Below are 26857 nucleotides of genomic sequence, written 5' to 3' on the forward strand. Positions count from 1 at the left end.
AGCCGGAGAACTCAGGTATGCCCCCCTACTTGCAGTATTTCGACAATGTGATCGGTTTCATCGACCAAAAATGTCACCCTGTCTTTGCCGCTTATACGCACTTCAAACCGGTTCAATTTTTTCTCCAGTAGCGTGTACTTGGGGTCGCCCATTTTCTGGGATGCCTGCACCGGAGACAGACCTTCGTCAGCTACCCCCTTTCTGAATACGTCGTACTGTTCCATGGCGCTATCGCTCAAATCGGCCTTGATGTTTTTACCCTTGGGCTCTTTGAGGCTCCACTTGACGGGTGCGTCATCCGCCTTTCTACCTGACTTGGCAACCTTCGCCGCAGCCTTGGCGCCTTTGCCTTTTACCATCGACGATCCCGCCTTCGAGCTCCCCTTGCCCATTCCCCTGGCCATTTCTTTGGCAGCCGCCTGCGCTCCTTTGCCGCTCAGCCCAGGCTTATAGGCATTGGCCAGCTTGTTCCCCCATTGCACGGCACCTTTGCCGAGGGCTCCCAAACCCGCTCCTGCCGACAGCACGCCAGTGGCCAGGCTCGCCCAGCCCAGGATGCCTCCGATCCCCGACTCCGGCGCCACTTCATTGACGATGATGCCAGCGACCCCCAGCGTCGCAGAGGACGCCGCCAGTGTCAGACCGATCACCGCCAGAGGCGTGGCGGCACCCATCGTCACGACACTCAGGGCAAAACCGGCAATCGACAGGGCAATCCCCAACAGAGCTTTCCAGAAATGGCCGGTGGGATCGACCCGATTGATCGGGTCCCCGCCGCAGTAAGCGTAAGGATTCAACCCGCCCGCACCAAACGGACTCATGCTGTCCGGGCTGAGAAAGCGCATCAGCGTCGGGCTGTAGGCCCGGTAACCATTGCCCAACAGATACAGCCCGGTCAAAGGATCAAGTTGCTGGCCACTGAAACCGAGCAGGCTGAACAGCCCGCCCTCTGCCGGCCGATGCCCATAGGGGCTGTAGGCGACGTCCTGGCGTTGTGCGCCCATCACTTCGGTCAACACACTCTGTTGCTGATCCGTGCCCAACAAGCGGGTGCTCGCGCTCTGCCCCTGCCGACTCTGCCCCAACACCACGTCAACATTGTGCAAACAGGTGCTCTTGTCCAGGCCATTCTCCTCATTGATCACCCGTCCATCACGGTAGTAACGCCGGGTGACCGGACCGACCCGTTGCGACATTTCGACCAATCGGTCCTGGGCGTCGTAGTGATAACCGCGCACCACCGCGCCGACGGCACTGGCCACTTGCGTCAGGCGACCCAACGCGTCGTAAGTCAGCGTGCAGGCCTGTTCGTCCTTGATCAATTGCCCGTTGGCGTCGTACTGCAGCACCACAGGTGCCGGATAATCCTTGTGACTGTGCCGGATGCCGATCAACTGGGTAGGGTCACTGGCGCTGTAGTCGTAGGAACACAGGTTTTTACCACCGGGAAATTCGGTTTCCAGCGTGACGATGTTGTCCATGGCATCAAGCACGAAAATCTGCTTGATGATCTCTTTGCCATGCGGATCTCGCGGCCGTTGCGTACCACTGCAGGTGTACTCAGTCAGCCGACCGCGCCGGTCATAGCTGAAACGCTCGTCGCGCAGGACCTCATTGCCGCTTTTCAACATTCTTTGCGCCAGTTTGCTGGCCAGTGTGTAGCTCGAGGTCAAGGTTTGCGTGCCGGAACCGCTGACCTCAAAACTACGCGACACCTCGCGTCCCAGATCGTCATAGGCCAATCGGGTGACCAGCGAACGCGTACCGTTGGCCTCTTGTGCGTTGACCATCGCCAATTGGCCAAGTGCGTTGTAAGCGAATGCGGCTTTGAGCGAGTTGTGCTCAAACGATTTCGGACGCCCATGTTGGTCGTAATCAGTTTTGTGCTGGTTACCGAACACATCGGTGCAGGTTAAGGGGCGTCCGCCGAGGGAATAAGTATACAGAGCCTTGTCCTGTCGGGCGCCCTGGGTCGAGGTCTCACCCTTGAGCCGCCCGGACGGGTAATACTCGAAACGGGTCTCACGCCCTTGCTCGGTACACATCGTTGGCAGGCCGAGCCGGTGATCATAGGAGTAACTGGCGACAAGTCCGCCTGCCTTGCGCTGTGTCACCAGGCCACCGAGGTTAGGTTCGTATCGGTACTCGACCCGGTCACCGCCCGGCGTCTGTTCCCAGACCGGCTTGCTGACGCCAGCCTCGAACCCCGCCGTCGTCACCCGCCCACCGACCTTGCTCTGGATCAAACGTCCGAGACCATCAAACGTCTGTTGACCCAGACTGCGCCCCGCAACCTTTACCTCGACCGGCAACTGCCCATGGCTATGCACTGCATACTCGGTTTCCACCGCGTGACCATCCGGCAGTACGCTGCGCCGCAGGCGATTGAAGACATCGTATTGGTAGAGTGTTTTGTTTCCTGCCGGATCCGTCTGGCTAACACCACGACCCAAGCCATCGTACTCATGAAGGATCTTGCCCAGGCTCCTTCCTTGAAGGTCGAAAGTCTCTACGCTCTGCGGCTTACCGAACTTCTGGTAAACCGTGACGGTTTTGCCCATGCCTTGCTGCCAACTCGCTTCCTGCAGGGTCACAGGGTCGAACTCAAGATGCTCAGCGCGACCATCGGCGTGGAGAGTGGTTTTCAGTTGCCCCCATTCATCAAAGACAAAGCTCTTTTTTTGCCCCAGAGGCACGCCCTGCAACCAGTCAGTCGCGATCTCTTCGACAAGTTGGCCTATGGCGTTGTATTGCACTGAATAAACCATCCGCAGCGGCCCGCCAGCCTGGCTGTCGCTGTCCTGTTCATCGATACGAATCGTCCGTCCCAGCCCGTCACAGGTGACTCGCTGTTGCACGCCGTTGACATCGACGCTGACCATCGACGCCGGAGTAACGCTGCCGGAAGCCAATTGATAGGACCAGCTTCGGCTGGCTTCAAACGCCGTGCCCGGTGCCACGGTCTCGCGAAGCAGCCTGCCAAACGGGTCATGTGTGAAGATAACAGTCCCTTCATCTTCATTACGCTCCGATAATTTCGTGCCGTTGATTGCAGAAAGCGTTCGGGCCGTCGTCTTGCGAGCGCCATCGAAACCCGTCTGGGTAGTCTGCAACTCAAGGACCGTCCCGCTTAAACGGTATTCAAATTCGCAGTGCGTCGGCTTGCCCTCGCGAATAACCGTTTGCTTGCGTACGAGCCCATGACGTGTGGGATCGCCCGGGACGTTGAAGTAATCCAGATCCGTTTGAGCGCGCAGCGTCTGGGCTTGCCCACTGAGCTCCAGAAACTGCTCCTGAACAGGCACGATAACCGGCACAGTCGCACTGTCCGCCTTGGTCAGCAGGTCATAACGATAGCGAGTGAGTGAGGTAGGGGCAGAGGCAAACCCTGTCGCCGGGGAAACTGTGCGTTGCTTTTCGAAGCGCACGAAACCCAAAGGGTCGTCCGGGCAGCCGTCGCTCGCAGTCGATGGGTAGAACTCGCAAACCGTCGTCACACCGCTCGGCTCGATCTGCCTGAGCAAGTTGCCCCACTCGTCGTACTCGGTACGGGTAACCTGCGGCGACGACTTCACTCCCGTCCTGCGATTCTCATGGATGACCGTCTCGACTTTAGGCATGCGAAATTGCTCCGGTTGCCCGGCCAGATTCACGCCTGGCAATTGGTGATACTCGATCGATCGTGTCGTCGATGCATCCCCGCAAATGCTGACTTGCGACACCAACAGATGAAATTTGTTGTAGGTCCTGACGGTAGAGCTGTGTACTCGATCACCCAGCATCAGGCGTTCGGTGGACGTATAGGTGTAGTTGGCGCCTGCCCGGTAGAGATTGTCGCCTTCGTTTGACCAGTTGATACCGGCACCGAAACCCAAAAAATTGGCATCGGAAAAGTCGTAATTCGTGGTAATCGACGGTTGATCGAACCTGGGGTTGCTGATGTGTGCGCTCACACAAGGCATCGATTGCAACGGACCCAAGGGTGGAAAACGATGCCCCACCGTTTTATAGCGGATGGTTTCCATACCACCCAGCGGAGACTCGACAGAGATGATGCAGTTCAGGCCGCCAATCTGCTGCAAGCCCAGTTTCCACTCGCCGCCAATGGGCATACCGACTTTTACCTGACCACTGGATTGTGACAATGTGAACGCTGCTTCACAGTCCGTGCCGGGATACAGCGTCAGTTTGACACTCGCATTTCGCGTAATGCTCAGCAAAACGCGCTGAGCATCCCGGACTTCACTCAGTACCGGCAATCCATTGATCGAGGTATAGGCAAGGGTAATACTTGTGCCGTTTACCGCAACAATTCGAATCGGCACCGCAATATTGCTTGATCCATGAAGCCGAAGCTCCTCAAGAACTCCGTTTTTATGGACGATGTCATAGCGCCCTGCCTCAGGCTTACTAACCTTGAGTGTATTGAGCTTCAATTCGCTAAACAGTAGAGCAGAAGCCGTTTCTGACGCCTTGTACCGTTCGCCGCTCGACAACGACAGGACCTTGTTGAGTACGTCATAGCGCGTCAATGCCAAATGCCAACCCTTGCCAAAACCGGTATCAGTGGAATTAAGCGGATTGAACTGCAACTGAATAGGCAAGGAAGGCCCATTCAACCCTCCGGACTTGATTTCGCCCAGGGACACGCTGAACGTGTACATACCCGTGCGGGCGTCGACACTACCATTAACAAAATCATTAAAGTTAAATGCATTGGAATAGACAAGACTTTCAGAAGCCATCAGAGATTCGCCTTACAAATTAATAAATATCCTCCGCCATATTGCCAATAAGTGAAAATGACATAATCAAGCACCGGACCAACCGACGTATTAAACCGAATTGGCCCGACTCTTTAATAGCGGAACGTTAAACCACTATCAGCCACGATCCAGAAAGATGTCTTTTAGTTGATTATCGGCATAAAATGTTGGTCGCAGGCTCAATCTATGCTCAGTACCGTATTCATCAATAGCAGAGAAATAAAATACACCCAATTTTTTCGGGCCTGATGCAGTTTGGTAATTCAGGACCGAAACAAGGGTAAGCTCACCACGTCGGTCATTTACCGAAACAGGGAATGTCCCGCCCCCATTCATCAAGGGGACCGGATAGCTTTTAGTCTCTTCGTGGGCCAATGCATAAAAGAAGGTCCAGATTTTCGGCTCCTTCACATCACGGAAAACCTCACTGCCTGGGCGGCCTACCGAACCGTCCCGCTCCCGCCAGCGGCGCAACTGCACGCTTCTGCCCGGTGGATTCAATCTCAGATATATTTTGTTCATCGGACTAAGGCTCGGCGCGTTCTCCACACGCACCGTTTGAAGACTGAAGTAATCGATTGGGTACACCACCGGCAATAGAGCGTTTAGCGTTACGCTGCTGTCGAACTTGTTCGCGCCGGTATTGTTGGTTCTGATCGTCTCACCATTGAGCACCACCTTTGCCCCGACTTGAGCGGTGCCGACAATCTCGGATGAAATCCAGAATTCCAGAACATGGGGAAGTTGCTGGCTCAGGTTGCCTGTTTTTGTTTCTGAGAGAACGCCGTGATCGGACAAAGTGTTTGAGGGCAATTCATGTAAATAGTCATTCTCCGCCCCCCATACAGACCAGTTCCCGCCCAGGGATTGACCCCCATTGTAATAAATCGGAAAAACCGAATTCAAAACAGAAGCCGGCAGGGGCACTACGTTCTCATCCTTGTCCTTTCCGGATATCAACACCAATACCCGGACCTGCATCCGACCATTGCCGTACAAGCTTTTATTGCGAATGGCAGAGTCCGCATCGAACTGGACATCGAACTGACTGATGGCTACTGCCGGATTGTTCGCGACTTCAACATTGATACTGGATGTACCCGACAACTGTTCAGCAATAATCATGGCTAACTCCCAACTATCTATTTGCGCAGCATATCGACTGCAGTTATTCGCCATTGAAACCTCATGAAATTTCAACAACGAGTGATTGAGCGAAAGAAATAACACAGGCGCAAAATGCCTACCAGCCAGGAAAAACCACACAACAACAACCTCACAACTTACTTACTGAAACCGACAACCAATAACGTTACCCAAGATTACAAAAACAAAAAACTTTTATAAAATTCATTTCCTCAACACATAAAGCAAACAACTCAAACCCACTACAAAACTCCATCCGGCTTGCCACTCAGGACATGAATGGCTAACCGATATCACCCATTTACAACCAAACAAACTTGTATCAACCACCGAAACAACAACAAAACACAGCCCCAACTAAAAAACATTAGCGAGCATCACTTTCTTCGCCACTTTCGACCCCACTCTCATCAGACTCAGAACTGAAGCCATCTTCAAACTCATCTTCACTGTGCGCACTCACTTCATCATCGAATTGAATCAAGACTTTTCGATCCAGGCCTGAATTTTCGACATACCCAGAGATACGTTGCCTGCTTTCATCGCTCAACGGGTTGTCACAAAAATTGAAATTGGTCGGCTGCGTGTCTGGAACGTCGAACAACTCGTCCGGCAAATCGACAATCCGATTGAACGTCAAATCCGCAAAGCGCAATTTTTTCAGGTTGAAGAGCCCGTGAGGTGCCTCGGCCAATCCGGTGGATTTCAGGCTCAGACGCTGCAGGCCCTTGATATAGCCAACATCAGGTGTAAAGCCCAGGAGATTGTTGTCCAACTCCAGTTCTTCAAGACTTTCCATATGGGCTAACCCCTCCGCGGTGGCTTCGCTCAGGCGAAGGTTGCAATCGTCCAGCGTCAGACTGATGAGCGAGCGCATCTGGAAGGTTTCAATCGGGAAACCATCGAGGCGAACGCCCCTGATCGTCAGATACTTCAAACCGGTAAAGCCCTTCAAGAATTTGCCAGCGCTCAAAAACGGGCTTGTATTGATCAACAGGAATTCGGACACATGACTGAAATCCGCCGACAACTCGGGTAAATCACCGAGGATGTCGAGTTTGGAAAAGAACCTGCCGGTATCAAACCGGTTCTGCGCCGTCAGGCGCCGACTCCAACTCGCTTGCACCACGTCAGCAAACGCCTCCCGGTAGCGCCTTTGGCTGGCAGCGCCCTCGGCCGTCAACGCGATGCCGGACAGCGGGTCATGGGAAGGCACTTCGCCGACCCACACTTGCAGATGATTGGCCAACGCGACGTATTCGTTTTCCAGACGTGCCATCGCCACCAGCGGCTCGGTATGCAACAACTCCCGGCGCAAGGTTTCCAGTTCCTCTTCATTGAGCGTGGGGAACAGCCTGCGCATTCGCTGCGCAACAGATTCCGCCTGCAACGGTTTGAAATCGCCGCCGCCCAGTAGATAGCCGGCACGCCCCACCGCAAGCGCCATGGGTGAACGCAACGCGGGATCCAGTGGTGGCTGTCCCAACAGTGCCCTGAGCTGCGAGCGAGGCAAAGGTGCCTGCTTCCTGAGCATCAGCTTGAGTTCGCCACCCTGCCCGACATGGGGCAGACCAAGCGCTTTGCGTTGCGCATCAGGGAGAGCATGTTGCACTGCACTGAAAAAATCGTCGAAGCCATGCAGCTCTTCACCGGCCCCACTGTATGCACGGTAACCAACGTTTTGCCTGACCAGGACCTTGCGGATTGGCACGTCTGACCCGCCGATACTGTCCAGCAAGGCACCATCGAAATGTCCGTCCCGCACCTCGATACGAATGTCCGGGGACCAGCCGTTCACGGTTTCGAGCATGTGCAGCGCCAGGACATCGCTATCCACGCTGGCTCGCGCCTCCAGGTACAGCCCTTCATAGGCACGGCTCAGGCGCACCTCTCGCAGGTAGAACAACGCTTCGTGCGCCATGTGCCGGGGGATTCCCGGTTTGTTGAGCAGGTGCAAACGGTCGCTCGCGCTGGCCTCGGACCATAACTCTTCGGCGATGGATCGCGGCAGCTCAGGGAAGATCCTGCGAATTTGCCGGGTTGGCGCGTCCGCGCTCAGCTCAAATGAATCCTCCAGCAAGTTGAACAGCTGTACTCGCTGTTCCTGCGCCCAGTCGGCCATTCTGATGCGCAGCAGGGCAGCGCGAACAGGGATTGCCGGCAAACTGTCACCAGGCGCAGGACTCAATCCAAGGAGTTTTTTCAGAGCACCCTCCTCCAGCGTTTCCACGACGGTTTGAATCACGTCGGCATGGCGTAACTGACTCTGCGACAAATTGACCTGCTGCCCCTTCAGTACATGCAGTTGCAACTGTGCATCGGCGTCGGTGTAGATCGCCGGATCGCTGCTGGACATTTGCACCCTGAACTTTTCAATCTGCCTATCGAGCTTGAATCGCCGAAGGGTGTCCTTGAGCAAGGCCGGCGGACGCCGTGCATGAACGTGAAGGTGCCGCAACATCGCTTCATCGACCCCGCTGATCGTGAGGATGCGTCGTGCCGTCTCATCGGAAAACTCCGCGACCGAATGCCCCAGACGCCGGAACAGTTGCGCGCCTTGCCACTCCATCGGTCGCTCGACCTCATGGGCCCAGGCGCCGGTGTTGTTGTGGGTCAGACGCGGTCGGTAGGCGTTCGGTCGCTGCGGGTGGCGGACGTGATAGGCGTCACCTTGAGTGTCGGCAGCGATTTCATAAGTGCGCGCGTCAAGGGTGAGAAAGGTTTTGCCTGCTTGATGCTGTAAGCCCAGTTCGTCCGGTTCGCCCTGGAGGGACAGCGAAGCCGGTTGCTCATAGGGCTGGAGGTCGGGATTCCATAAACGTATGCGGCCGTCGTGCAGCTCAACCGGTTTGAGCCCCTCCACAAACACCGAAGGCTTGATGGCCAATACTTTGCCAGCTACGGCTGCGGCCACTCCGAAGGCTGCCAGTTGCGCCATGTTTTCGGCGATGGTCAGCAGGTGGTCGGCGGCCTCGATCACTTGCCCCTCGGCCCAATCGAGAATGCCGGTAAAGGTTTCGTCGAGCAGTTGATAAGCGGTGTAGGCCAGCATCAATTCGCCCAGAAACGGCACGAAAGGGATCGCCACCAGTGTCGCGACCTGCATGACGATCGATGCCACGCTTTGCAGACTGTCCCACAACGCCCAGCGCGACTTACGGTCTTCATCCGCCGTGGGCACGGCAATGTTGCGCGCGTCATTGAGGATTTTGTTGAGCGTGTCCTGATACAGCCATTGCCAAGGATCAGCCGGGATTCGATGCGCGTCAAAGTGCAGCGCAGGATTGTCGACGGGAGTGCGGCGCCAGGCGGGTTGCGGATCATTGGCTTGTGGTGGATGCCAGGTCACAACATTCAGACGCTGGTCGAGCATGGCAAAGAACTGCCCGCGTTGCTCATGCGCGATAAACCGCGCAAAAAATGCCTGATAGGCGGGTGTGCGCAGTTGTTCGGTCAATGTCGCCCTGAACGCCAGGGTCGACGGATATTCCTTGAGCGGATGCTGCGGATCATCGGGTATGTACACCACCAGCGGCTCTACTCTGGACGAACGCTCAAGGTCACCCGCCAGCACCATAATCCCGGTCAGCCTGGCCGTCATGATCTGCAACTGATGGCAGTACAATGCCGGACTCGCCACGCCATCAGCCAGCTGCAACAGCCTTTGCTGCGAGTCCGCGCCGATATCGCCTTTCATCCGCGCCAGGAGCACGGACGCCCTGAATGCATCTTTCTGACTGGCCTTGACCCTCAGTTCCAGCACCGCTTTGGCCACCGCATCCCTGGGTAATAACAGCGCTTGCAGTTGTCGTGAGTACTGGCCGCCAATATCTAACTCCCGGCACATCGAAACAAATGCACTGATACTTATCCGTTCATTAATCGGGAGTACTTTGAAATGGCCACGATTGTCGGGCTCATTGATAAAACCAGAGGCGTGTTCGAAATAGTTGTCGGTCGACTCTTTTTTCTCGAAGTTGTGCAGCGCTGCATCCAGCAGTGAAAGGGTTTTAACTTGATACGCGGTCAACACACCTTTGGGCAGATAGAGCCGCAGGTACGTTCGCGCGACATCCAGCTCAATATCAAAGCGATCTTTCAGCGCCTTTCGCAATAAGGGTTCGGCGAACCGACGGGCATCTGCCAGCGGCTCGAACACCTTGTCCAGCCGGGTCTGCGACAGCCATCTGGCTTTAACGGCTTGCGCCAGTTGTGCATGCGAAGCGGCTGAGGCGGCTCTGTACCAATCGGGAATAACCACGGGGGTACGCTGCAACGCCTGGCGCCTGTGGGGCAACGCCTGGGTCAGCCAATCAGGAATTTTTTCTTCTATGAGCGGGCGATGCTTACTGTCGGGACGCTGTTGTGCGGGTACTTCAAACATATAATCAGTCTCCAAGCCGAAATGAAACTTCAGCTTAGGGAACTCATCGCCCGGAAAAGTCTACATAGTTAACGCACTCAATCACGCAAACTGTGGCAAACAACGGTCAATGTTCGTCGTTATACACAAACTTTGGCATTTCCCAGTGAAAGCGGATCGCCAGTAACCGCAACAGGAAACCGCCGAACAGGGTGATCAGAATCGATTGTTCGCCAGGTAATTGCAGGTAGATGCAGAGCATGTAACACCACGCCGCCGCAAACGACACGCTGGCGTAGAGTTCGCGACGGAAGATCAGCGGAATGTCGTTGCAGAAGATGTCGCGCAGGATGCCGCCGAACACCCCAGTGATCACACCGCTGACCGAAGCCACCAACATGCCATGGCCCATTTCCAGGGCGGTGATGCAGCCGATCAGGGTGAAAGCCACCAGGCCCATGGCATCGAGCACCAGAAACAACGAGCGCAAATGGCGCATCCAGCGCGCCGTGAACACCGTGATCATGGCGGCGGCCGTGGTCAGTACCAGGTATTCCGGGTGTTTGACCCAAGTCAGCGGGTAGTGCCCGAGCAATACATCGCGTACCGAACCGCCACCCAGCGCCGTGACACAAGCGATCAGCACCACACCAAACCAGTCCATGCCACGCCGGCCGGCAGACAAGGCGCCAGTCATGGCTTCGGTGGTAATGGCGATCAGGTAGAGCATCAGCAGCATGGTGGCGGTCCTTGCAAAAAGGCGCGCAGTCTACTGACTTCGCTGGAGCACCAAAAGAGGGCGCTGCTACTTGTAGGAGCCGGCTTGCCGGCGATGGCGCCCTCAAGGGCCTCTTCGCTGGCAAGCCAGCTCCTACAGGTCGGGTTTCAAGCTCAAGCCTTGATGAAATGCTTGCGGTAGTGCTGCAATTCAGCGATCGACTCGCGGATGTCGTCCAGCGCCAGGTGGGTGCTGCCTTTCTTGAAACTGTCACGCACGTCCGGCGCCCAGCGTGCGGCCAGCTCTTTCAGGGTCGACACGTCGAGGTTGCGGTAGTGGAAGTAGCTTTCCAGGGACTTCATGTGGGTATAAAGGAAGCGACGGTCCTGGCAGATGCTGTTGCCGCAGATGGGCGACTTGCCCTTCGGCACCCACTTCTCCAGGAAGGCGATGGTTTCGGCTTCGGCTTCGGCCATGCTGATGCGGCTGTCACGAACCCGCTGGGTCAGCCCGGAGCCGCCATGTTGACGGGTGTTCCACTCGTCCATGCCGGCGAGGATTTCGTCGCTGTGGTGAATGGCGATCACCGGGCCTTCGGCCAGGGTGTTCAGGTCACTGTCGGTGACGATGGTGGCCATTTCGATGATGACATCGGTATCAGGGTTCAGACCGGTCATTTCCAGGTCGATCCAGATCAGGTTCTGCGGGTTTTGCATGTGTCGGCTCCTAGGCAATGCTGCGCAGTTTAGCCTAGGCCGGTGGCCGGGCGTGCTAAACTCGCGGCCGTTTTACCTAATCGCTGCATTATTGATACGGAACACCCATGGCCAAACGCCAACTCAATCGTCGTCAAAACTGGCGCATCGAAAAGATTCAGGGCGAACGCGCCGCCCGCGCCGCCAAACGCGAGTCCTCGGCTGTCGAGGCACTTGAGGGTGGCGACCTGGGCCCGGAACAGCACGGCCTGGTGATCGCGCACTTCGGTGTGCAGGTCGAGGTCGAGGCCCGCGACGGCGAACTGGCCGGCCAGGTGTTCCGTTGCCACCTGCGCGCCAACCTGCCGGCGCTGGTGACCGGCGATCAGGTGGTGTGGCGCGCCGGCAACCAGGGCATCGGTGTGATCGTGGCGCAACTGCCGCGCAACACCGAGCTGTGTCGCCCGGACAGCCGTGGTCAGCTCAAGCCGGTGGCGGCCAACGTCGACATGATCGTCATCGTGTTTGCGCCGCTGCCCGAGCCCCACGCCAACCTGATCGACCGCTATCTGGTGGCGGCCGAGCATGCAGGCATCAAGCCGCTGTTGTTGCTGAACAAGTTCGACCTGATCGACGAAAACAACGCGCCTGCGCTGAATGCCCTGCTCGCGGTTTACCGCACCCTCGGCTATCCGGTACTGGAAGTGTCGGCGCACCACGGCAATGGCATGGAGCAATTGCAGGCACAACTGGACGGGCGCATCAGCGTGTTCGTCGGTCAGTCCGGTGTCGGCAAGTCGTCGCTGGTCAACAGCCTGCTGCCGGATGTCGAAACCCGCGTCGGCCCGCTGTCCGAGCTGTCCGGTCAGGGCACCCACACCACCACCACCGCGCGGCTGTTCCACTTCCCTGGCGGCGGTGAGCTGATCGACTCCCCGGGCATTCGCGAATTCGGCCTGGGCCACGTCAGCCGTGCCGACGTCGAAGCCGGTTTCATCGAGTTCAACGACCTGCTTGGCACCTGCCGCTTCCGCGACTGCAAGCATGACCGCGAACCCGGTTGCGCCCTGCTCAAGGCCCTTGAAGACGGTCGCGTGCAGCAGCAACGGATGAACAGCTACCGCTCGATCATCGCCAGCCTGCCGGAAAACGGCTACTAAACAGACGTGTCGGCCGCCCTGACTACAGCGGGGCGGCCGGCGACTGGATCTTCCCCCGCTTACACATCAGATCTTTCTGTAAGGCTTGCGCACGCTCGCTTGTAGGGCATTTCTCTTTCCGCCCCCGCCCCTTGTGGTCGCCCTTCAATCGCCTAAGTTCAAACCCTCTTCGCACTCCAGCGACACCGAGGGATACCATGCAAACCTACCACCTGTTCATCAGCCACTCGTGGAACTACTCCAACGCCCACGACAATCTCGTGCGCCTGCTCAACGCGCAGCCCGGTTTCACGTACAAGAATTTTTCGGTGCCGCCGGACAATCCGATTGTCGGCGCGAAAACCGACAAACAACTTGAGGAGGCCATCGAAAACAAGATCCGCCTGTGTTCGGCGGTATTGATCATGGCCGGGATGTATTCCACGTACAGCAAGTGGATCAATAAGGAAATCGAGATCGCCAAACGCATGGGCAAGGTGATCATTGCGATCAAGCCGTTCGGCGCCGAGCGGATTTCCACGGTGGTACGTGACGCGGCACATGCCGAATGTGCGTGGAACACGAGCAGCATCATCAACGCGATTCGCCAGCATACGGCGGTGTAACCATGCGCAAGGGACTGTTTATCGGCATCAATGACTACACCCATGTGTCGCACCTGAGCGGTTGCTGCAATGACGCCATGGCCATGGCGTCCGTGCTGAAGACCGACGCCAACGGTGATCCGAACTTCAAGAACATCGTGCTGACCTCCGCCGAGGACTACCTGAGCCGGGAAAAACTCGAGAACCAGATCCACGAGCTGTTTTCCGGGGACTGCAATGTCGCGCTGCTGTATTTCGCCGGCCACGGCAGCTTCGACACCGACACAGACGAAGGCATGTTGATCCCGCAGGATTACAAGAACGCCAAGGACGGGATTCGCCTCAGCGACATTCTCAACTGGGCGACCAAAGCCACCCGGATCAAAAACAAAGTGATCATCCTCGACTGTTGCCAGAGCGGCGCGGCCGGCGAACTACGTGCCTTGCGCAGTGAAGGCAGCGTGGTCGGCGAAGGCATGACGATTCTGACCGCCTGCAAAAAGGAAGAGCCGGCGATGGAGGGCGTGCAGCATGGCGTGTTCACCGGCTTGTTGCTCCAGGCCCTGCACGGTGGCGCAGCGAATATCCTGGGCAAGATCACGCCCGGCAGCCTCTATTCGTTTGTCGACAACGCCCTCGATGCCTGGGAACAGCGCCCGGTGTTCAAGACCAACGTGTCGCAGTTCATTTCCCTGCGCGAAGTTTCGCCGCTGATCCCCAAGGAAATCCTGCGCAAACTCCCTGAATGGTTTGCCGAAGCGGAGTCGGTGTACCCCCTCGCCCCCAGCTTTGAACCCACCGAACCGGAATTCAACCCGGAACACGGCGAGGTCTTCGCCCAGTTGCAAAAGTGCAACCGCCACAGCCTCATCGAACCGGTGGAGGCCGAGCACATGTATTACGCCGCCATTCACGCCACCGGCTGCCGCCTCACCGCCCTCGGTGCCTATTACCGCGAACTCGCGATCAAGGGACATTTCTGATGCCAGTGTTTATCAGCTACCGCCACATGGATCGCGCCCACGCGGTCAAAATCAACACGCGCCTGATGCAGGCCAGCATCAAGACCTACCTCGACGTGCTGGATGCCGAATCCCAGACCACCGATGACATTACCGGGGTGATCACTCGCAACATCAGCGAATGCACGCACCTGCTGGCAGTGGTGTCGGAGAAAACCGCGCTGTCCTGGTGGGTGCCGTTCGAAATCGGCGAGGCGACCATCACAAATCGGCGTATCTGCTCGTACAGGACCGGCCCGACAGAGCTGCCGCTGTACCTGGACAAGTGGCCGAAGCTGAGCAGCGACCGGGACATCGAGTTCTTTATCGATGCCTATCGAAACGAAGCGATGCTCAAGCGCTCAATGTCGCTCGAGTCCGTGACCGGCAGCGAGTCAGCGCGCAGCGTCAATAAATCCAATGCGGATCGCTTCCACGCCGACCTCAAGTCCCGAATCATCCGCGGGTTCTGACGTCGCCCTGCTCCCCGATCCGTCCTCGTGACCGGTCGGGGGTTACTCTCACCCACCATCTGTAGGAGCCAGCTTGCTGGCGATGGACTCCAGTACGCCGAGTGGATTCAGACAGCACGCGTTATCGTTGACGACCATCGCCAGCAAGCTGGCTCCTACAGGGGATCATGCCCCTGGTGGCCTCCAAACCAGTGAAAGCCGCACAAAAAAGCCGACATCGCTGTCGGCTTTTTTGTACGTCACTGCTTGGGCGCTTCACCCGGTTTCGGCGCCGGAGCATCAAACAGATTCAACCGTTCGCGCAATTCGTGAGCCGGCAGCGGTTCCTTGTCCGCCGGCAACGCGTTCGGGTCGACCGGTGCGGCTCCCGGAACTGCCGAACCTTGCGGAGCGTCAGGTGTCGGCTCCGCGCCTTGCGAACCTTCGATCGCATGCTGGGCTTTCTTGGTCAGCACCACGATGTCGATGCGACGGTTGACCGGGTTGAACGGATGCTCGCGATCGAACAGGGCCGACGAGGCATAACCGACCACGCGCGCCACCTGTGCATCCGGATAGCTGCCCGCCACCAGCGCACGACGTGCGGCGTTGGCACGGTTGGCCGAAAGCTCCCAGTTACCGAAATCACCGGTGCCGGTGTACGGCTTGGCGTCGGTGTGGCCGCTGATGCTGATCTTGTTCGGCACCGCTTTGATGGTGTCGGCCATGGCCAGCAGGATGTCTTCGAAATACGGTTTCAGACGGGCTGAACCCGAATCGAACATCGGGCGGTTTTCCGCGTCCACGATCTGGATGCGCAGGCCGTCCGGAGTGATTTCGAACAGGATCTGGTCCTTGAACTTCTGCAGTTGCGGGTTCTCTTCGACCTTGTTCTGCAGTTCCTGCAGCAACAGTTCGAGGCGTTCTTTTTCGACCTGCTCGGCCATGCCTTCAACCTGATCGGTATCGATGGTGACCTTGTCCGGCTGCGGCTGGGACTTCACCTCGGGGTTGAGGGTGTTTTCCGGCGCCAGGGTCGGCGTGCCGCCCAGATCGATGATGTACGGTGTGCCGCTTTCGGAGAAGCCGATTGGGTCCTTGAAGTAACCGGCGATGGCGATCTTCTGTTCCGGCGTTGCCGTGGACAACAGCCATAACACCAGGAAGAACGCCATCATCGCTGTCGCGAAATCCGCGAAGGCGATTTTCCAGGAACCCCCGTGATGCCCGCCCGCGTATTTCTTGACGCGCTTGATGATTATTGGCTGGTTATTTTCCATGACTTAGCGACCGCGAACCGCTTGTTCCAGCTCAGCGAAGCTAGGACGGTGCGCCGGATACAGAACCTTGCGGCCGAACTCCACCGCCAGCGATGGCGGCATGCCGGAAGCCGAAGCAACCAAAGAGGCCTTGATGGCTTCGTAGACGTTCAGTTCTTCCTTGGCATCGTGACCCAGGGCGTGGGCCAACGGACCGAAGAAACCGTAGGCGGCGAGAATACCGAAGAAGGTACCTACCAGCGCTGCACCGACGTGCAGACCGATCATTTTCTGGTCACTTTCACCCAGGGAAGCCATGGTCACCACGATACCCAATACCGCCGCGACGATACCGAAACCGGGCATGGCGTCGGCGATGCCGTTGACTGCGTGGGAGGGGTGGTCCAGGTCTTCCTTGAGGCTGGTCAGCTCCATGTCGAACAAGCCTTCAAGCTCATGGGGAGCCATGTTGCCGGAGGACATGATGCGCAGGTAATCGCAGATGTACGCGGTCATGCGTTCATCTTTCAACACCGTCGGGTACTTGGCGAAGATCGGGCTTGCGGCGGCATCTTCGATGTCACCTTCGATCGCCATCATGCCTTCGCGGCGGCTCTTGTTGAGGATCTCGTAGATCAGCCCCAGCACTTCCAGATAGAAGCCGTGGTTGAAGCGCGAACCGAACATGCCCAAGGCCTTCTTGAGCACGCGCATTGTCATGTGGCCGGGGTTGGCCTGCAGGAATGCGCCAAGGGCCGCACCCCCGATAATCATCACCTCGAAAGGCTGGATGAGAGCGCCGATTTTGCCGTGGGAGAGCACGTATCCGCCGAGCACGCTCGCGAATACGACGATGATGCCGATAATTTTAGCCATAGGTAGGAGAGCACTTACTGAGTCGGGTTCAAGGTCATATTCGGAAGTTAAAAAATCTCTTCTTCTACTTATCGGCAAAACTGCGCCAGACTATAGGCCGTTCAGGCGAAAAGCCAATTTGACCCAATCCGGGCATAGGTAATGTTGACGATGATCGCCTCCCACCATGGTTAACGAAACGAACGTTCCAACGCCAAAACCGACGACGCTCGAAGGCTGGGTCAAGCTTCTGGATAGTGTGCGCCTGCCGGTTCCGCAGGACAGTCACGACCGAGTCTGCCGGGCGATCCGCGACAGTCGCAGCTCGCTGCGCGATATCACTGAATTGATGCAGGACAGCCCGGCCCTGGCCCTGAGTGTCATCCGTGAAGCCAACCGGCACACCCACGGCAGCATGACCGAGCCGGCGGAAAACCTTGAGATCGCGATCAATCGCCTCGGCTTGAAGCGCACGGAAGAGCTGCTCGCGCGCCTGCCCGCCGAACCCCAGTCCGAAATCCCCAAAGCCCTGCGTCAGTTGCAGATGATCAGCCAGCACGCCACGCAACAGGCCAACGGTTTTTTTGCCAGTCGCCTGGCACGCCTGTGGCAGGACATCCACTGGGGCAGCCTGCTGTTTCTTTCGCCTCTGTGGCCGTTGGCACTGACCCATCCAAAACTGCTCGAAGACTGGGAGTTGCGGGTCATCCATAAAGGCGAGTCGGCACGCAAAGTCGAACAGCAACTGTTTGGCGTACGTCTGCTGGACATCGGCCAGGCGCTGGTGGATATCTGGCGCTTGCCGATCTGGGTGCAGCAGGGTTATCGGCTGTTACTCACTGAACAGCGGGAACTGGTGAAAGTCCTGCGCATCGCCCGTGACAGCGAGCATCCACTGCGCCAGCAGAACCGCCTCGATGACGATCCGACCCTGCGCCGCTGGCTCAATCAACCGGCCAACACGGTGCTGCTGGCCAACGGTCTGGCGCTGTCGGCACAACACGCCTGGGACAGCCCGCACAGTGAGCGCTGGCAGCTCCTGACCAGCCTTTACCTGCAAATGCCGATGGACGAGGTGCAGCAGCAATTGCACCAGCAAGCTGCCAACAGCGCACGCCAACACGCCATGCCCGACCTCTGGCACCCCGCCGAATCGCTGATCTGGCCGTGGGGCATGAACCGTATCCACGCCGGTTTGCTGCCGGCGGCGGCACCGAACGCCGAAGAGCTGGCGATGTGGCGCAAGCAATGCGCCGAATTGCTGGTCGAGCCGAGTCGCTTCACCAACGCCATGCACTTGACCATCGCCGCCCGGGACGCCCTCGTGGCCTGCGGCATGCGTCGGGTGATGATCCTGATGGCCGACCGCACCCACGCCAATCTGCGCGTGCACCAGACGGCCGGCCTGCCAAAGGAAGCGGCCGGGCTGAACTTCGTGGTCAGCCAGAGCAACGTGTTGCAACGCCTGCTCGCGCAACAGGCCCAGGTGCGCCTGACGCCAGCCAACAACGCGCAATTCTCGCCCCTGTTGCCCAACAACCTGCGTAAACAGTTCAGCGGCGAACACCTGCTGCTGCGCTCGCTGGTCAACAACGGCCGGGTGATCATGATCGTCGTGGCAGATCAGGGCGGCGGTCCGTTTTCGGAAATTTCCGTACAGGCCTTCGGCAAAACTGCGCAGTGCATCGAAAAAGCCCTGCACAGCTTTAGCCACCGAGGCCAATAAGCTGCGTTACAATCCTCCCTTTTGTGCTCTGGAGACCTCACATGTCTGACTTCTCTGGCTTGCCGCTGGTGATCGAGCCGAGCGACTTGCTCCCTCGCCTCGACGCCCGCGAACTGATTCTGGTGGACCTGACCAGTGTCGCCCGCTACACCGAAGGGCACATACCCGGCGCGCGCTTTGTCGATCCGAAACGCACGCAACTCGGCCAGGCGCCCGCCCCGGGATTGATGCCCCCCCAGGCAGCGCTGGAAACGTTGTTTGGAGAGCTTGGACACAACCCCGATGCGGTCTACGTGGTGTATGACGACGAAGGCGGCGGTTGGGCCGGACGCTTTATCTGGCTGCTGGACGTCATTGGCCACGGCAAGTACCACTATGTCGACGGCGGCCTGCGGGCCTGGCTGGCAGAAGGTTTGCCCATGTCGATCCAGGTCCCGCCAGCCGTGGGTGGCCCGGTTTCACTGACCTTGCACGACGAACCCACCGCCACCCGCGAGTACCTGCAAAGCCGTCTCGGCGCCGCCGACCTGGCGATCTGGGACGCACGCGGGCCGCTGGAGTATTCCGGTGAAAAAGTGTTGGCGGCCAAGGGCGGACACATTCCCGGCGCGGTCAATTTCGAATGGACCGCCGGCATGGATCAGGCACGCCAGCTGCGCATCCGCACCGACATGCCGCAGATCCTCGAACAACTCGGGATCAGCAAAGACAAAGAAGTGATTACCCACTGCCAGACCCACCACCGCTCTGGCTTCACCTATCTGGTGGCCAAGGCTCTCGGTTATCCGCGGGTCAAGGGCTACGCCGGCTCCTGGGGCGAATGGGGCAACCATCCCGATACCCCGGTAGAAATTTAAGATTTTTAAGGACTGTGAATGAACAAGCGTCTGTTTCTCCTCGGCCAGTACCTGCTGCCCCACAACTTGCTCTCGCGACTGGCCGGCTGCATCGCCGAATGCCGCGTGCGCTGGTTCAAGAATGCCTTTACCGCCTGGTTCGCCAAGCGCTATCAGGTGGACATGTCCCAGGCACTGGTCGAAGACCTGACTGCCTACGAACACTTCAACGCGTTCTTCACCCGCGCACTGAAAGACGGTGCCCGTCCGCTGGACGAAACTCCGGGCGCGATCCTCAGCCCGGCCGACGGCGCGATCAGCCAGCTCGGCCCGATCGAACACGGTCGTGTGTTCCAGGCCAAGGGTCACAGTTTCAGCGTGCTGGAACTGCTGGGCGGTGATGCGGCGAATGCTGCACCGTTCATGGGCGGTGAATTCGCGACCATTTACCTGTCGCCGAAAGACTACCACCGCGTGCACATGCCGCTGGCCGGCACCCTGCGCGAGATGATCTATATCCCGGGCCGCCTGTTCTCGGTCAATCAGACCACCGCTGAAAACGTTCCGGAACTGTTCGCCCGCAATGAGCGCGTAGCGTGCATTTTCGACACCGAGCGCGGCCCGATGGCCGTGGTGCTGGTGGGTGCGATGATCGTTGCATCGATTGAAACCGTCTGGGCCGGCCTGGTCACGCCGCCGAAGCGCGAGCTGAAAACCTTCCGCTACGACGAAGCCGCGCGCGCACCGATCCACCTGGAGAAAGGTGCGGAACTGGGTCGCTTCAAGCTGGGTTCGACCGCTGTCGTGCTGTTCGGGCCGGATCAAGTGAAGTGGGCTGAAGAAATGACCGCCGGTACTGCGGTGCAGATGGGTCAGGGCATGGGGTCACCAAAAGCCTGACCTGTATGAAGATCTGAATGTGGGAGCGGGCTTGCTCGCGAAAGCGGACTTACAGTCAACATAGATGTTGAATGTGACGACGCCTTCGCGAGCAAGCCCGCTCCCACATTGTTTTACAGCTGTCCGTCGCGATCGCGGAAGCCGAGCAGGTACAACACACCATCCAGGCCCAGCGTCGAAATGGCCTGCTTGGCCGACTGCTTGACCAGCGGCTTGGCACGGAATGCCACGCCCAAACCGGCAATCGCCAGCATCGGCAGATCGTTGGCACCATCGCCGACCGCAATGGTCTGTTCCAGGCGCAAGCCTTCCTTGTGTGCCAGCTCCCTCAGCAAATCGGCCTTGCGCTGTGCATCGACAATCGGCTCGACCGCCACGCCGGTGACTTTGCCGTCGACTACTTCCAGCTCGTTGGCGAACACGTAGTCGATACCCAGCTTGGTCTGCAATTGCTTGGCGAAGTAGGTGAAGCCGCCCGACAGAATCGCGGTCTTGTAGCCCAGGCGCTTGAGTTCGGCGAACAGGGTTTCTGCGCCTTCGGTCAGGCGCAACGAGGCGCCGATGGAGTCCAGCACGCCAACGTCCAGACCTTTGAGCAGGGCCAGGCGTTCTTTGAAGCTGGCGCGGAAGTCCAGTTCGCCAGCCATCGCCCGCTCGGTGATTTCCGATACTTTGTCGCCGACACCGGCAGCCTTGGCCAGCTCGTCGATTACTTCGGCTTCGATCAGGGTCGAGTCCATGTCGAACACCGCCAGGCGACGGTTGCGCCGGAACAGCGAATCTTCCTGGAAGGCGATGTCGACGTTCAGTTCCTGGGCGACGCTGAGGAACTCGGCACGCAGCGCCTGCGGATCCGCCGCCTCGCCGCGCACGGAGAACTCGATGCAGCCCTTGCCCTTGTCCGCCGGCGTGTCCAGCGGCATGCGCCCGGACAGGCGATCGATGTGATCGATGTTCAGGCCATATTTGGCGGTGATCGAACTCACGGCCTGCAACTGCCCGGCTGTCACCTTGCGGGTCAACAGGGTCACGATGTGGCGTTTTTTGCCCTGGTTGCCGACCCACTGCTGGTAATCCTGCTCGGACACCGGTGTGAAACGCACCTGTTGCTCGAGCTCGTAGCCCTTGAACAGGATGTCCTTGAGCACGGACTTGCCTTGCTCGGTATCAGGAATTTCAACCAGGATGCCGAACGACAAGGTGTCGTGGATCACCGCCTGACCGATGTCGAGAATGTTCACACCACCCTGGGCCAGAACGCCGGTAATGGCCGCAGTCAGACCCGGACGGTCGACTCCCGTGATGTTTATCAGGACGATTTCGCGCAAGGCGCACCCCCGCAGGTGGAAAAAAACCGCATTCTACCCACTTTCAGTGACCATCGGGCACCGTGAGCGCTTTGACGGTCTAGGGCCTGTCGCTATACTGCGCGTCAACTTCACGGACAAAAGAGCCGAGCTCAAGTGAACCGGCCCACGCCAGTAAAAACCGATAACTTCTTCCTGCTGATCTTCCGTGCACTGCGCCACCGCCGTGTACCGATTGCATTGCGCATTGCCAGCCATAACGTGATCCTGGTCGCCCTGGCCCTGGTCATCTATGCCGGCGTGATGGGCTTGCAGTTCAAGCAGGCCATGCACGAGCAGGCAGATGCGCTGGGCGAAAGCCTGACCACGCAGACGGCCACGTCGGCCACGGAGCTGTTGGTGTCAAACGACATCCTCAGCCTCAACGTGCTGCTCAATAACCTGACCAAGAACAAGCTGGTGGCCCACGCCGCCATCTACAGCCCGGACAACCGCATCCTCGCCGAGTCTGGCCAGCGCCCCAAGCATGGTCTGCTGGGCGAAGCCGAGGGCATGTACCAGAGCAAGATCACTTTCCAGGACGTGACTGCCGGACAATTGCGCATCAGCCTGGACATGGACCAGTTCCAGCAGCCAATGACCATCAGCCTGCAAAGCATGGGAATTCTGAGCGCAATCCTGCTGGCCCTGTCTTTGGCCCTGAGCCTGCGCATGGGCCGTTATCTCTCCACGCCGCTGCTGCAATTGCGGGTGTGGCTGCGCAATATCGATGAATACACACCGGCCACCGACCGCCAGGACGAAATCGGCGATCTGGCGCGACAGCTGCACGCCAACTTCGCCCCGGAGCCCGCCCCTGTGCCGGAACCGGAACCGGAATTCGACGACGTCGATGACGAGGCCGACCCGGCCTTCGAAGTCCGTAACCTGCGCGATCCGAGTTTCGACGAGAGCCGCCCGGTAGCTGCACTCAAGCCAGCGCCAAGGCAGATCGTCAGCACCGTCGAAGACGACGATGACGAAGACCCGTTCGCCGATCTGCGCGACGAGTCGCTGGGCAGCAATCCGCAACCGGCGATTCGCCAGGCCACGCCGAGCGTGCCGCAACACAGCGCGGTGCTGGCCGTGCAACTGGGCTCCCAGGAGCAATTGCGCCGCCTGCCGCGGGCGCGTCTTGAGGAACTGCTCGAACGCTATCGCGACTGCCTCGACCAGGCCGCTTCGCTGTACCAGGGCGAAGTGGAGACCCTGAACGACGGCAGCACGCTGATGCTGTTCCACACCGAAGACAGCGGCGACGACTACCTGACCAATGCCATTTGCTGTGGCGAGTTGCTGCGGGCCTTGGGCCACCAGTTGCAAATCGAAGTCGCGGACAGCGGCATCACCCTGCAATTGCAGCTGGGCCTGACCCTCGGCGACGAACTGTTCGGCCTGAGCCAGATCGACCTGTTGCTGACCGACTCCGCCCAGGACGCCCTGGCCCTGTCGCAGCACAGCCGCAACCTGCTGCTGGTGGAGCGCAAGATCAGTGATGACGCCTTGATCCGCCAGCGCGCACGGATCCGTCCGATAGCCAGCCCTGAAGGTGCGTGCTGTGTGGAGCGGTTGATGGAGCCGTATCCGTCGATGCTTGAGCGGCAGCTGGCGCGGATGCATGAACGTCGCGCTTAAGCCTTAGGCCCGATGTGAAGAAGCCCGCAGATGAGTGATCGTCTGCGGGCTTTTTGTTGCCTGAGCTGACGCCTTCGCTGGCAAGCCAGCTCCTACAATGGATAGGTATAAGCCCACCATTTTGTGAACGACGCAAAACCTGTAGGAGCTGGCTTGCCAGCGAAGAGGCCAGAACAGGCCCTGTAGATCTCCCGGCTGCAGAAACAACAAAGCCCGCATCAATGCGGGCTTTGTTTCAAATCCATCCGGGGTCAGAAGCGGAACACTTCCATATCCGTACGAATAGGCGCGGCCATCGGGATCTTCGGCTGCTTTTCCTGTTCTACCGCAGGCGCTGCCGGCTTGGCTGCCGGTTTGCGCGGGACTTCGGCGATCGGCGGCTGATTGGCCAGTGGCTTGAGCGCCACCGACAATTGCTCGGCCAGGCGTTGCAGCAACACGCCCTGCGCCTGAACCTGAGCCGACGTACTACCGGCATGCTGCTCCTGCAAATGGATGATGCGGTTGTCGCGGACTTGCCCGCGACGGTCGATCAGGCGCCATTGCGCGTCGAGGATCGCCGGTTGTTTTTCACCCGAATCCAGGCGGGTGATGGTCAGCAGCACCTGAACATCCGGGGTGAAACCCACTGTAGCCGGGGCCAGCACTACGCGCTGGCTGTCCAGGTGACCTGCGACCTGACGCAGCAACAGTTGATCGATATCCGACGAAAGGCTGCCGGCCCAACGACCGTCGGTCGAGGCTTGCAGGCTGCCATCCGGCTGACGCTGCAACAGTGTTTCGCGTTGCAGGTAGTCGGCCACGGTGACCGGTCCCAACAATACCGCCATGCCTGCGTTCTGTGCAGGCTGAGCCGGACTTCCAGCGTCCAGCTGATACAACGACACCGGTTGGTGAACGCTGCAGCCCGCCAGGCCAAGAATGCCGGCGAGCATAAGAATAAAAGGAAGGCGCAGAGCAGTCATCGTCCCATCCAGGTGATCGCTAAAAGGCTGATCACAGTGAAAATACTCAACAAATATGAAGAACGCGCGGCAGTGCCGGCGTTTGAAAGGCCATATCATCCGTGAATATTCGTTCCGACTCCAGCGCAAAGCGCCGAACTACGGGTTAAATCGTAGTTCGGCGCTTCTAAGTCGCCTAATTGAGGTTTTCGACGAGCAGCGCATCTACCCGTTGGAAACCACGCGGCAATTTGTTGCCACGACGGCCACGTTCACCCTTGTAGTGTTCGAGGTCGTCCGCTTTCAGGGACAAGGTACGTTTCCCGGCCTGCAACACCAGTGTTGCACCGTCCGGCAATACGGCGATGTCCGTCACAAATTCTTCGCGACTGGCCACTCGCTCACCGGGAATCCCGATGATCTTGTTGCCTTTGCCTTTACCTAATTGTGGCAGGTCGCTGATCTTGAAGATCAGCAGGCGACCTTCGGTCGTCACCGACGCGAGCCAGTTCTGTTCACGATCGGCCACAGGGCGCGGCAGCATGACCTTGGCGTTGTTCGGCAGGCTCAACAGGGCCTTGCCCGCCTTGTTCTTGGCCTGCAGGTCTTCACCCTTGACCACGAAACCGTAGCCGGCGTCGGAGGCGATCACGTACAGCGCATCGTCTTCCGGCATCAGCACGCATTCGAAACTCGCCCCCGGTGGCGGCGTCAGGCGACCGGTCAGCGGTTCGCCCTGGCCTCGGGCCGACGGCAAGGTGTGGGCGGCCACCGAATAACTGCGGCCGGTGGAGTCGATAAACACGGCAAACTGGTTGGAACGTCCGGCGGCCAGCGCCTTGAAACCGTCCCCGGCCTTGTAGGAAAGCCCGGTGGCATCGATCTCGTGGCCTTTGGCGGAACGAATCCAGCCTTTTTCCGACAGCACGACCGTCACTTTCTCGTTCGGCAGCAGATCGTGCTCGGTCAGGGCCTTGGCTTCGGCACGCTCGACAATAGGCGACCGACGGTCATCGCCGTAGGTTTCAGCGTCCTTGATCAGTTCGCTGCGCACCAGTTTTTTCAACTTGGCTTCGCTGCTCAGCAGGGCTTGCAGCTTCGCTTGTTCCTTGAGCAGTTCATCCTGCTCGGCACGCAGCTTCATCTCTTCCAGTCGCGCCAACTGACGCAGACGGGTGTCGAGGATGTAGTCAGCCTGGATTTCGCTCAGGGCGAAACGCTCGATCAGCCTGGCCCGTGGCTGCTCCTCGGTACGGATGATGTGGATCACTTCATCCAGGTTGAGGTAGGCAATCAACAAACCGTCCAACAGGTGCAGACGACGCTCAACCTTGTCGAGGCGGAATTGCAGGCGACGACGTACGGTCTGCACCCGGAACTCCAGCCACTCGACCAGCAACGCGCGCAGGTTTTTCAGCTGCGGCTTGCCGTCCAGGCCGATGATGTTGATGTTGACCCGGTAGCTCGACTCCAGCTCGGTGCTGGCGAACAGGTGCTGCATCAAGGCATCGTGGTCGAAGTTCTTCCGCGCCCCCGGAATGATCACGATCCGGCACGGGTTTTCGTGGTCGGATTCGTCGCGCAGGTCGGCAATTTGCGGGGCCTTGGACGGCTTGGCCTGCATCATCGCGGCGATCTGCTCCAGCACCTTGGCGCCCGAGACCTGGTGCGGCAGTGCGGTGACGATGATGTCGCCGTCTTCGATGTGATACACGGCGCGCATGCGCACCGAACCGCGACCGGTTTCGTAGATTTTCAGCAGGTCGGCGCGCGGGGTGATGATTTCCGCTTCGGTCGGGTAGTCCGGGCCCTGGATGTGTTCGCAGAGCTGTTCGACCGTGGCCTTGGGCTCATCGAGCAAACGCACGCACGCCGTGGCGACTTCGCGCAGGTTGTGCGGCGGAACGTCAGTGGCCATGCCCACGGCGATGCCGGTGGTGCCATTGAGCAGGATGTTCGGCAAACGCGCCGGCAATACCAGCGGCTCGTCCAGCGTGCCGTCGAAGTTCGGGCCCCAGTCCGCCGTGCCCTGGCCCAGTTCGCTGAGCAGCACTTCGGAATAACGCGAAAGCCGCGCTTCGGTGTAACGCATGGCGGCGAAGGACTTGGGATCATCCGGCGCACCCCAGTTACCCTGGCCGTCGACCAGCGTGTAGCGATAGCTGAATGGCTGGGCCATCAGCACCATGGCTTCGTAGCAGGCCGAGTCGCCGTGGGGGTGGAATTTACCGAGCACGTCACCGACGGTTCGCGCCGACTTCTTGTGCTTGGAGTCGGCATCCAGCCCCAGCTCGCTCATGGCGTAGACGATACGCCGCTGTACCGGTTTGAGACCGTCGCCGATATGCGGCAAGGCACGGTCCATGATCACGTACATGGAGTAGTTGAGGTAGGCATTTTCGGTGAAGTCAGCCAATGACCGGCGTTCTACACCGTCCAGGCTGAGATCAAGGGAGTCGCTCATGCGGGCC

Annotated in this window: 18 protein-coding genes; 8 read left to right on the top strand and 10 right to left on the bottom strand. The window is 58.8% G+C overall.

The window, feature by feature from the left end; translation table 11 throughout:
• Positions 1-11: 11 nt before the first annotated feature.
• From AC07XF_RS16570 to orn, 5 genes are all read right to left on the bottom strand, one after another.
• Entirely contained in the window at positions 12-4745 is a 4734-nt protein-coding gene (locus AC07XF_RS16570; protein ID WP_495027318.1) for an RHS repeat domain-containing protein, read from the bottom strand.
• A gap of 138 nt (positions 4746-4883) precedes the next feature.
• A complete protein-coding gene (locus tag AC07XF_RS16575; protein ID WP_495027319.1) occupies positions 4884-5891 on the bottom strand; it encodes a hypothetical protein in 1008 nt (335 codons plus the stop codon).
• Between the two features lie 388 nt (positions 5892-6279).
• The gene (locus AC07XF_RS16580; protein WP_495027320.1) at positions 6280-10296 is read right to left on the bottom strand and encodes a dermonecrotic toxin domain-containing protein; all 4017 of its coding nucleotides are present in this window, start codon (positions 10294-10296) and stop codon (positions 6280-6282) included.
• Between the two features lie 106 nt (positions 10297-10402).
• A complete protein-coding gene (locus AC07XF_RS16585; RefSeq protein WP_095943174.1) occupies positions 10403-11014 on the bottom strand; it encodes a trimeric intracellular cation channel family protein in 612 nt (203 codons plus the stop codon).
• Between the two features lie 152 nt (positions 11015-11166).
• Positions 11167-11709 (bottom strand): oligoribonuclease, encoded by a 543-nt coding sequence (gene orn / locus AC07XF_RS16590; RefSeq protein WP_007983969.1) that lies wholly within the window; start codon positions 11707-11709, stop codon positions 11167-11169.
• A 107-nt stretch (positions 11710-11816) separates the two neighbouring features.
• Between orn and rsgA the strand changes: the two genes are divergently transcribed.
• The 4 genes from rsgA (at position 11817) to AC07XF_RS16610 (ending at position 14906) form a co-directional block, all read left to right on the top strand.
• Positions 11817-12848 carry a small ribosomal subunit biogenesis GTPase RsgA gene (gene rsgA / locus AC07XF_RS16595; RefSeq protein WP_015093224.1) on the top strand — a complete coding sequence of 344 codons (1032 nt, stop codon included), beginning with the start codon at positions 11817-11819 and terminating at the stop codon, positions 12846-12848.
• Between the two features lie 197 nt (positions 12849-13045).
• Positions 13046-13453 carry a TIR domain-containing protein gene (locus AC07XF_RS16600; RefSeq protein WP_495027321.1) on the top strand — a complete coding sequence of 136 codons (408 nt, stop codon included), beginning with the start codon at positions 13046-13048 and terminating at the stop codon, positions 13451-13453.
• 2 nt (positions 13454-13455) lie between these two features.
• Complete coding sequence (locus tag AC07XF_RS16605) at positions 13456-14415, top strand: caspase family protein (RefSeq protein WP_495027322.1); 960 nt, start codon at positions 13456-13458, stop codon at positions 14413-14415.
• Positions 14415-14906, top strand: a complete 492-nt coding sequence (locus AC07XF_RS16610; RefSeq protein ID WP_495027323.1) for a toll/interleukin-1 receptor domain-containing protein — start codon at positions 14415-14417, stop codon at positions 14904-14906. The genes AC07XF_RS16605 and AC07XF_RS16610 overlap by 1 nt, the downstream gene beginning before the upstream one ends.
• Before the next feature lie 239 nt (positions 14907-15145).
• Here AC07XF_RS16610 and motB read toward each other — a convergent pair whose 3' ends face one another.
• Both motB and motA read right to left on the bottom strand, forming a co-directional pair.
• Positions 15146-16165 (bottom strand): flagellar motor protein MotB, encoded by a 1020-nt coding sequence (motB, locus tag AC07XF_RS16615; RefSeq protein WP_495027324.1) that lies wholly within the window; start codon positions 16163-16165, stop codon positions 15146-15148.
• A 3-nt stretch (positions 16166-16168) separates the two neighbouring features.
• Positions 16169-17020 carry a flagellar motor stator protein MotA gene (gene motA / locus AC07XF_RS16620; RefSeq protein ID WP_007983959.1) on the bottom strand — a complete coding sequence of 284 codons (852 nt, stop codon included), beginning with the start codon at positions 17018-17020 and terminating at the stop codon, positions 16169-16171.
• Between the two features lie 166 nt (positions 17021-17186).
• On the opposite strand from motA, the gene AC07XF_RS16625 reads away from it, so the two are divergent.
• The 3 genes from AC07XF_RS16625 to asd are packed head-to-tail and all read left to right on the top strand — an operon-like array spanning position 17187 to position 20461.
• Positions 17187-18725 (top strand): HDOD domain-containing protein, encoded by a 1539-nt coding sequence (locus tag AC07XF_RS16625; protein WP_495027325.1) that lies wholly within the window; start codon positions 17187-17189, stop codon positions 18723-18725.
• A gap of 41 nt (positions 18726-18766) precedes the next feature.
• Positions 18767-19582: a rhodanese-like domain-containing protein gene (locus AC07XF_RS16630; protein WP_495027326.1), complete on the top strand. Its 816-nt coding sequence runs from the start codon at positions 18767-18769 to the stop codon at positions 19580-19582.
• A gap of 18 nt (positions 19583-19600) precedes the next feature.
• Entirely contained in the window at positions 19601-20461 is an 861-nt protein-coding gene (gene asd, locus AC07XF_RS16635; protein WP_495027327.1) for an archaetidylserine decarboxylase, read from the top strand.
• 113 nt (positions 20462-20574) lie between these two features.
• Here the strand turns inward: asd and serB are convergent, their stop codons facing one another.
• Positions 20575-21789, bottom strand: a complete 1215-nt coding sequence (serB, locus tag AC07XF_RS16640; protein ID WP_495027328.1) for a phosphoserine phosphatase SerB — start codon at positions 21787-21789, stop codon at positions 20575-20577.
• 135 nt (positions 21790-21924) lie between these two features.
• On the opposite strand from serB, the gene AC07XF_RS16645 reads away from it, so the two are divergent.
• Positions 21925-23442 carry an AhpA/YtjB family protein gene (locus tag AC07XF_RS16645; protein ID WP_495027329.1) on the top strand — a complete coding sequence of 506 codons (1518 nt, stop codon included), beginning with the start codon at positions 21925-21927 and terminating at the stop codon, positions 23440-23442.
• Positions 23443-23693: 251 nt separating this feature from the next.
• Here the strand turns inward: AC07XF_RS16645 and AC07XF_RS16650 are convergent, their stop codons facing one another.
• Positions 23694-24407: a PqiC family protein gene (locus AC07XF_RS16650; RefSeq protein ID WP_495027330.1), complete on the bottom strand. Its 714-nt coding sequence runs from the start codon at positions 24405-24407 to the stop codon at positions 23694-23696.
• A 175-nt stretch (positions 24408-24582) separates the two neighbouring features.
• Positions 24583-26850 carry a DNA topoisomerase IV subunit A gene (gene parC, locus AC07XF_RS16655; RefSeq protein ID WP_495027331.1) on the bottom strand — a complete coding sequence of 756 codons (2268 nt, stop codon included), beginning with the start codon at positions 26848-26850 and terminating at the stop codon, positions 24583-24585.
• Positions 26851-26857 lie beyond the last annotated feature (7 nt).

This window comes from Pseudomonas sp. GW821-FHT01C01, from assembly GCF_059422645.1.

What these genes read in the sequence shown, in the direction of transcription:
- AC07XF_RS16570 (WP_495027318.1), bottom strand. Translation starts at nt 4,745, where the DNA reads ATGGCTTCTGAAAGTCTTGTCTATTCCAATGCATTTAACTTTAATGAT.
- AC07XF_RS16575 (WP_495027319.1), bottom strand. Translation starts at nt 5,891, where the DNA reads ATGATTATTGCTGAACAGTTGTCGGGTACATCCAGTATCAATGTTGAA.
- AC07XF_RS16580 (WP_495027320.1), bottom strand. Translation starts at nt 10,296, where the DNA reads ATGTTTGAAGTACCCGCACAACAGCGTCCCGACAGTAAGCATCGCCCG.
- AC07XF_RS16585 (WP_095943174.1), bottom strand. Translation starts at nt 11,014, where the DNA reads ATGCTGCTGATGCTCTACCTGATCGCCATTACCACCGAAGCCATGACT.
- orn (WP_007983969.1), bottom strand. Translation starts at nt 11,709, where the DNA reads ATGCAAAACCCGCAGAACCTGATCTGGATCGACCTGGAAATGACCGGT.
- rsgA (WP_015093224.1), top strand. Translation starts at nt 11,817, where the DNA reads ATGGCCAAACGCCAACTCAATCGTCGTCAAAACTGGCGCATCGAAAAG.
- AC07XF_RS16600 (WP_495027321.1), top strand. Translation starts at nt 13,046, where the DNA reads ATGCAAACCTACCACCTGTTCATCAGCCACTCGTGGAACTACTCCAAC.
- AC07XF_RS16605 (WP_495027322.1), top strand. Translation starts at nt 13,456, where the DNA reads ATGCGCAAGGGACTGTTTATCGGCATCAATGACTACACCCATGTGTCG.
- AC07XF_RS16610 (WP_495027323.1), top strand. Translation starts at nt 14,415, where the DNA reads ATGCCAGTGTTTATCAGCTACCGCCACATGGATCGCGCCCACGCGGTC.
- motB (WP_495027324.1), bottom strand. Translation starts at nt 16,165, where the DNA reads ATGGAAAATAACCAGCCAATAATCATCAAGCGCGTCAAGAAATACGCG.
- motA (WP_007983959.1), bottom strand. Translation starts at nt 17,020, where the DNA reads ATGGCTAAAATTATCGGCATCATCGTCGTATTCGCGAGCGTGCTCGGC.
- AC07XF_RS16625 (WP_495027325.1), top strand. Translation starts at nt 17,187, where the DNA reads ATGGTTAACGAAACGAACGTTCCAACGCCAAAACCGACGACGCTCGAA.
- AC07XF_RS16630 (WP_495027326.1), top strand. Translation starts at nt 18,767, where the DNA reads ATGTCTGACTTCTCTGGCTTGCCGCTGGTGATCGAGCCGAGCGACTTG.
- asd (WP_495027327.1), top strand. Translation starts at nt 19,601, where the DNA reads ATGAACAAGCGTCTGTTTCTCCTCGGCCAGTACCTGCTGCCCCACAAC.
- AC07XF_RS16650 (WP_495027330.1), bottom strand. Translation starts at nt 24,407, where the DNA reads ATGACTGCTCTGCGCCTTCCTTTTATTCTTATGCTCGCCGGCATTCTT.
- parC (WP_495027331.1), bottom strand. Translation starts at nt 26,850, where the DNA reads ATGAGCGACTCCCTTGATCTCAGCCTGGACGGTGTAGAACGCCGGTCA.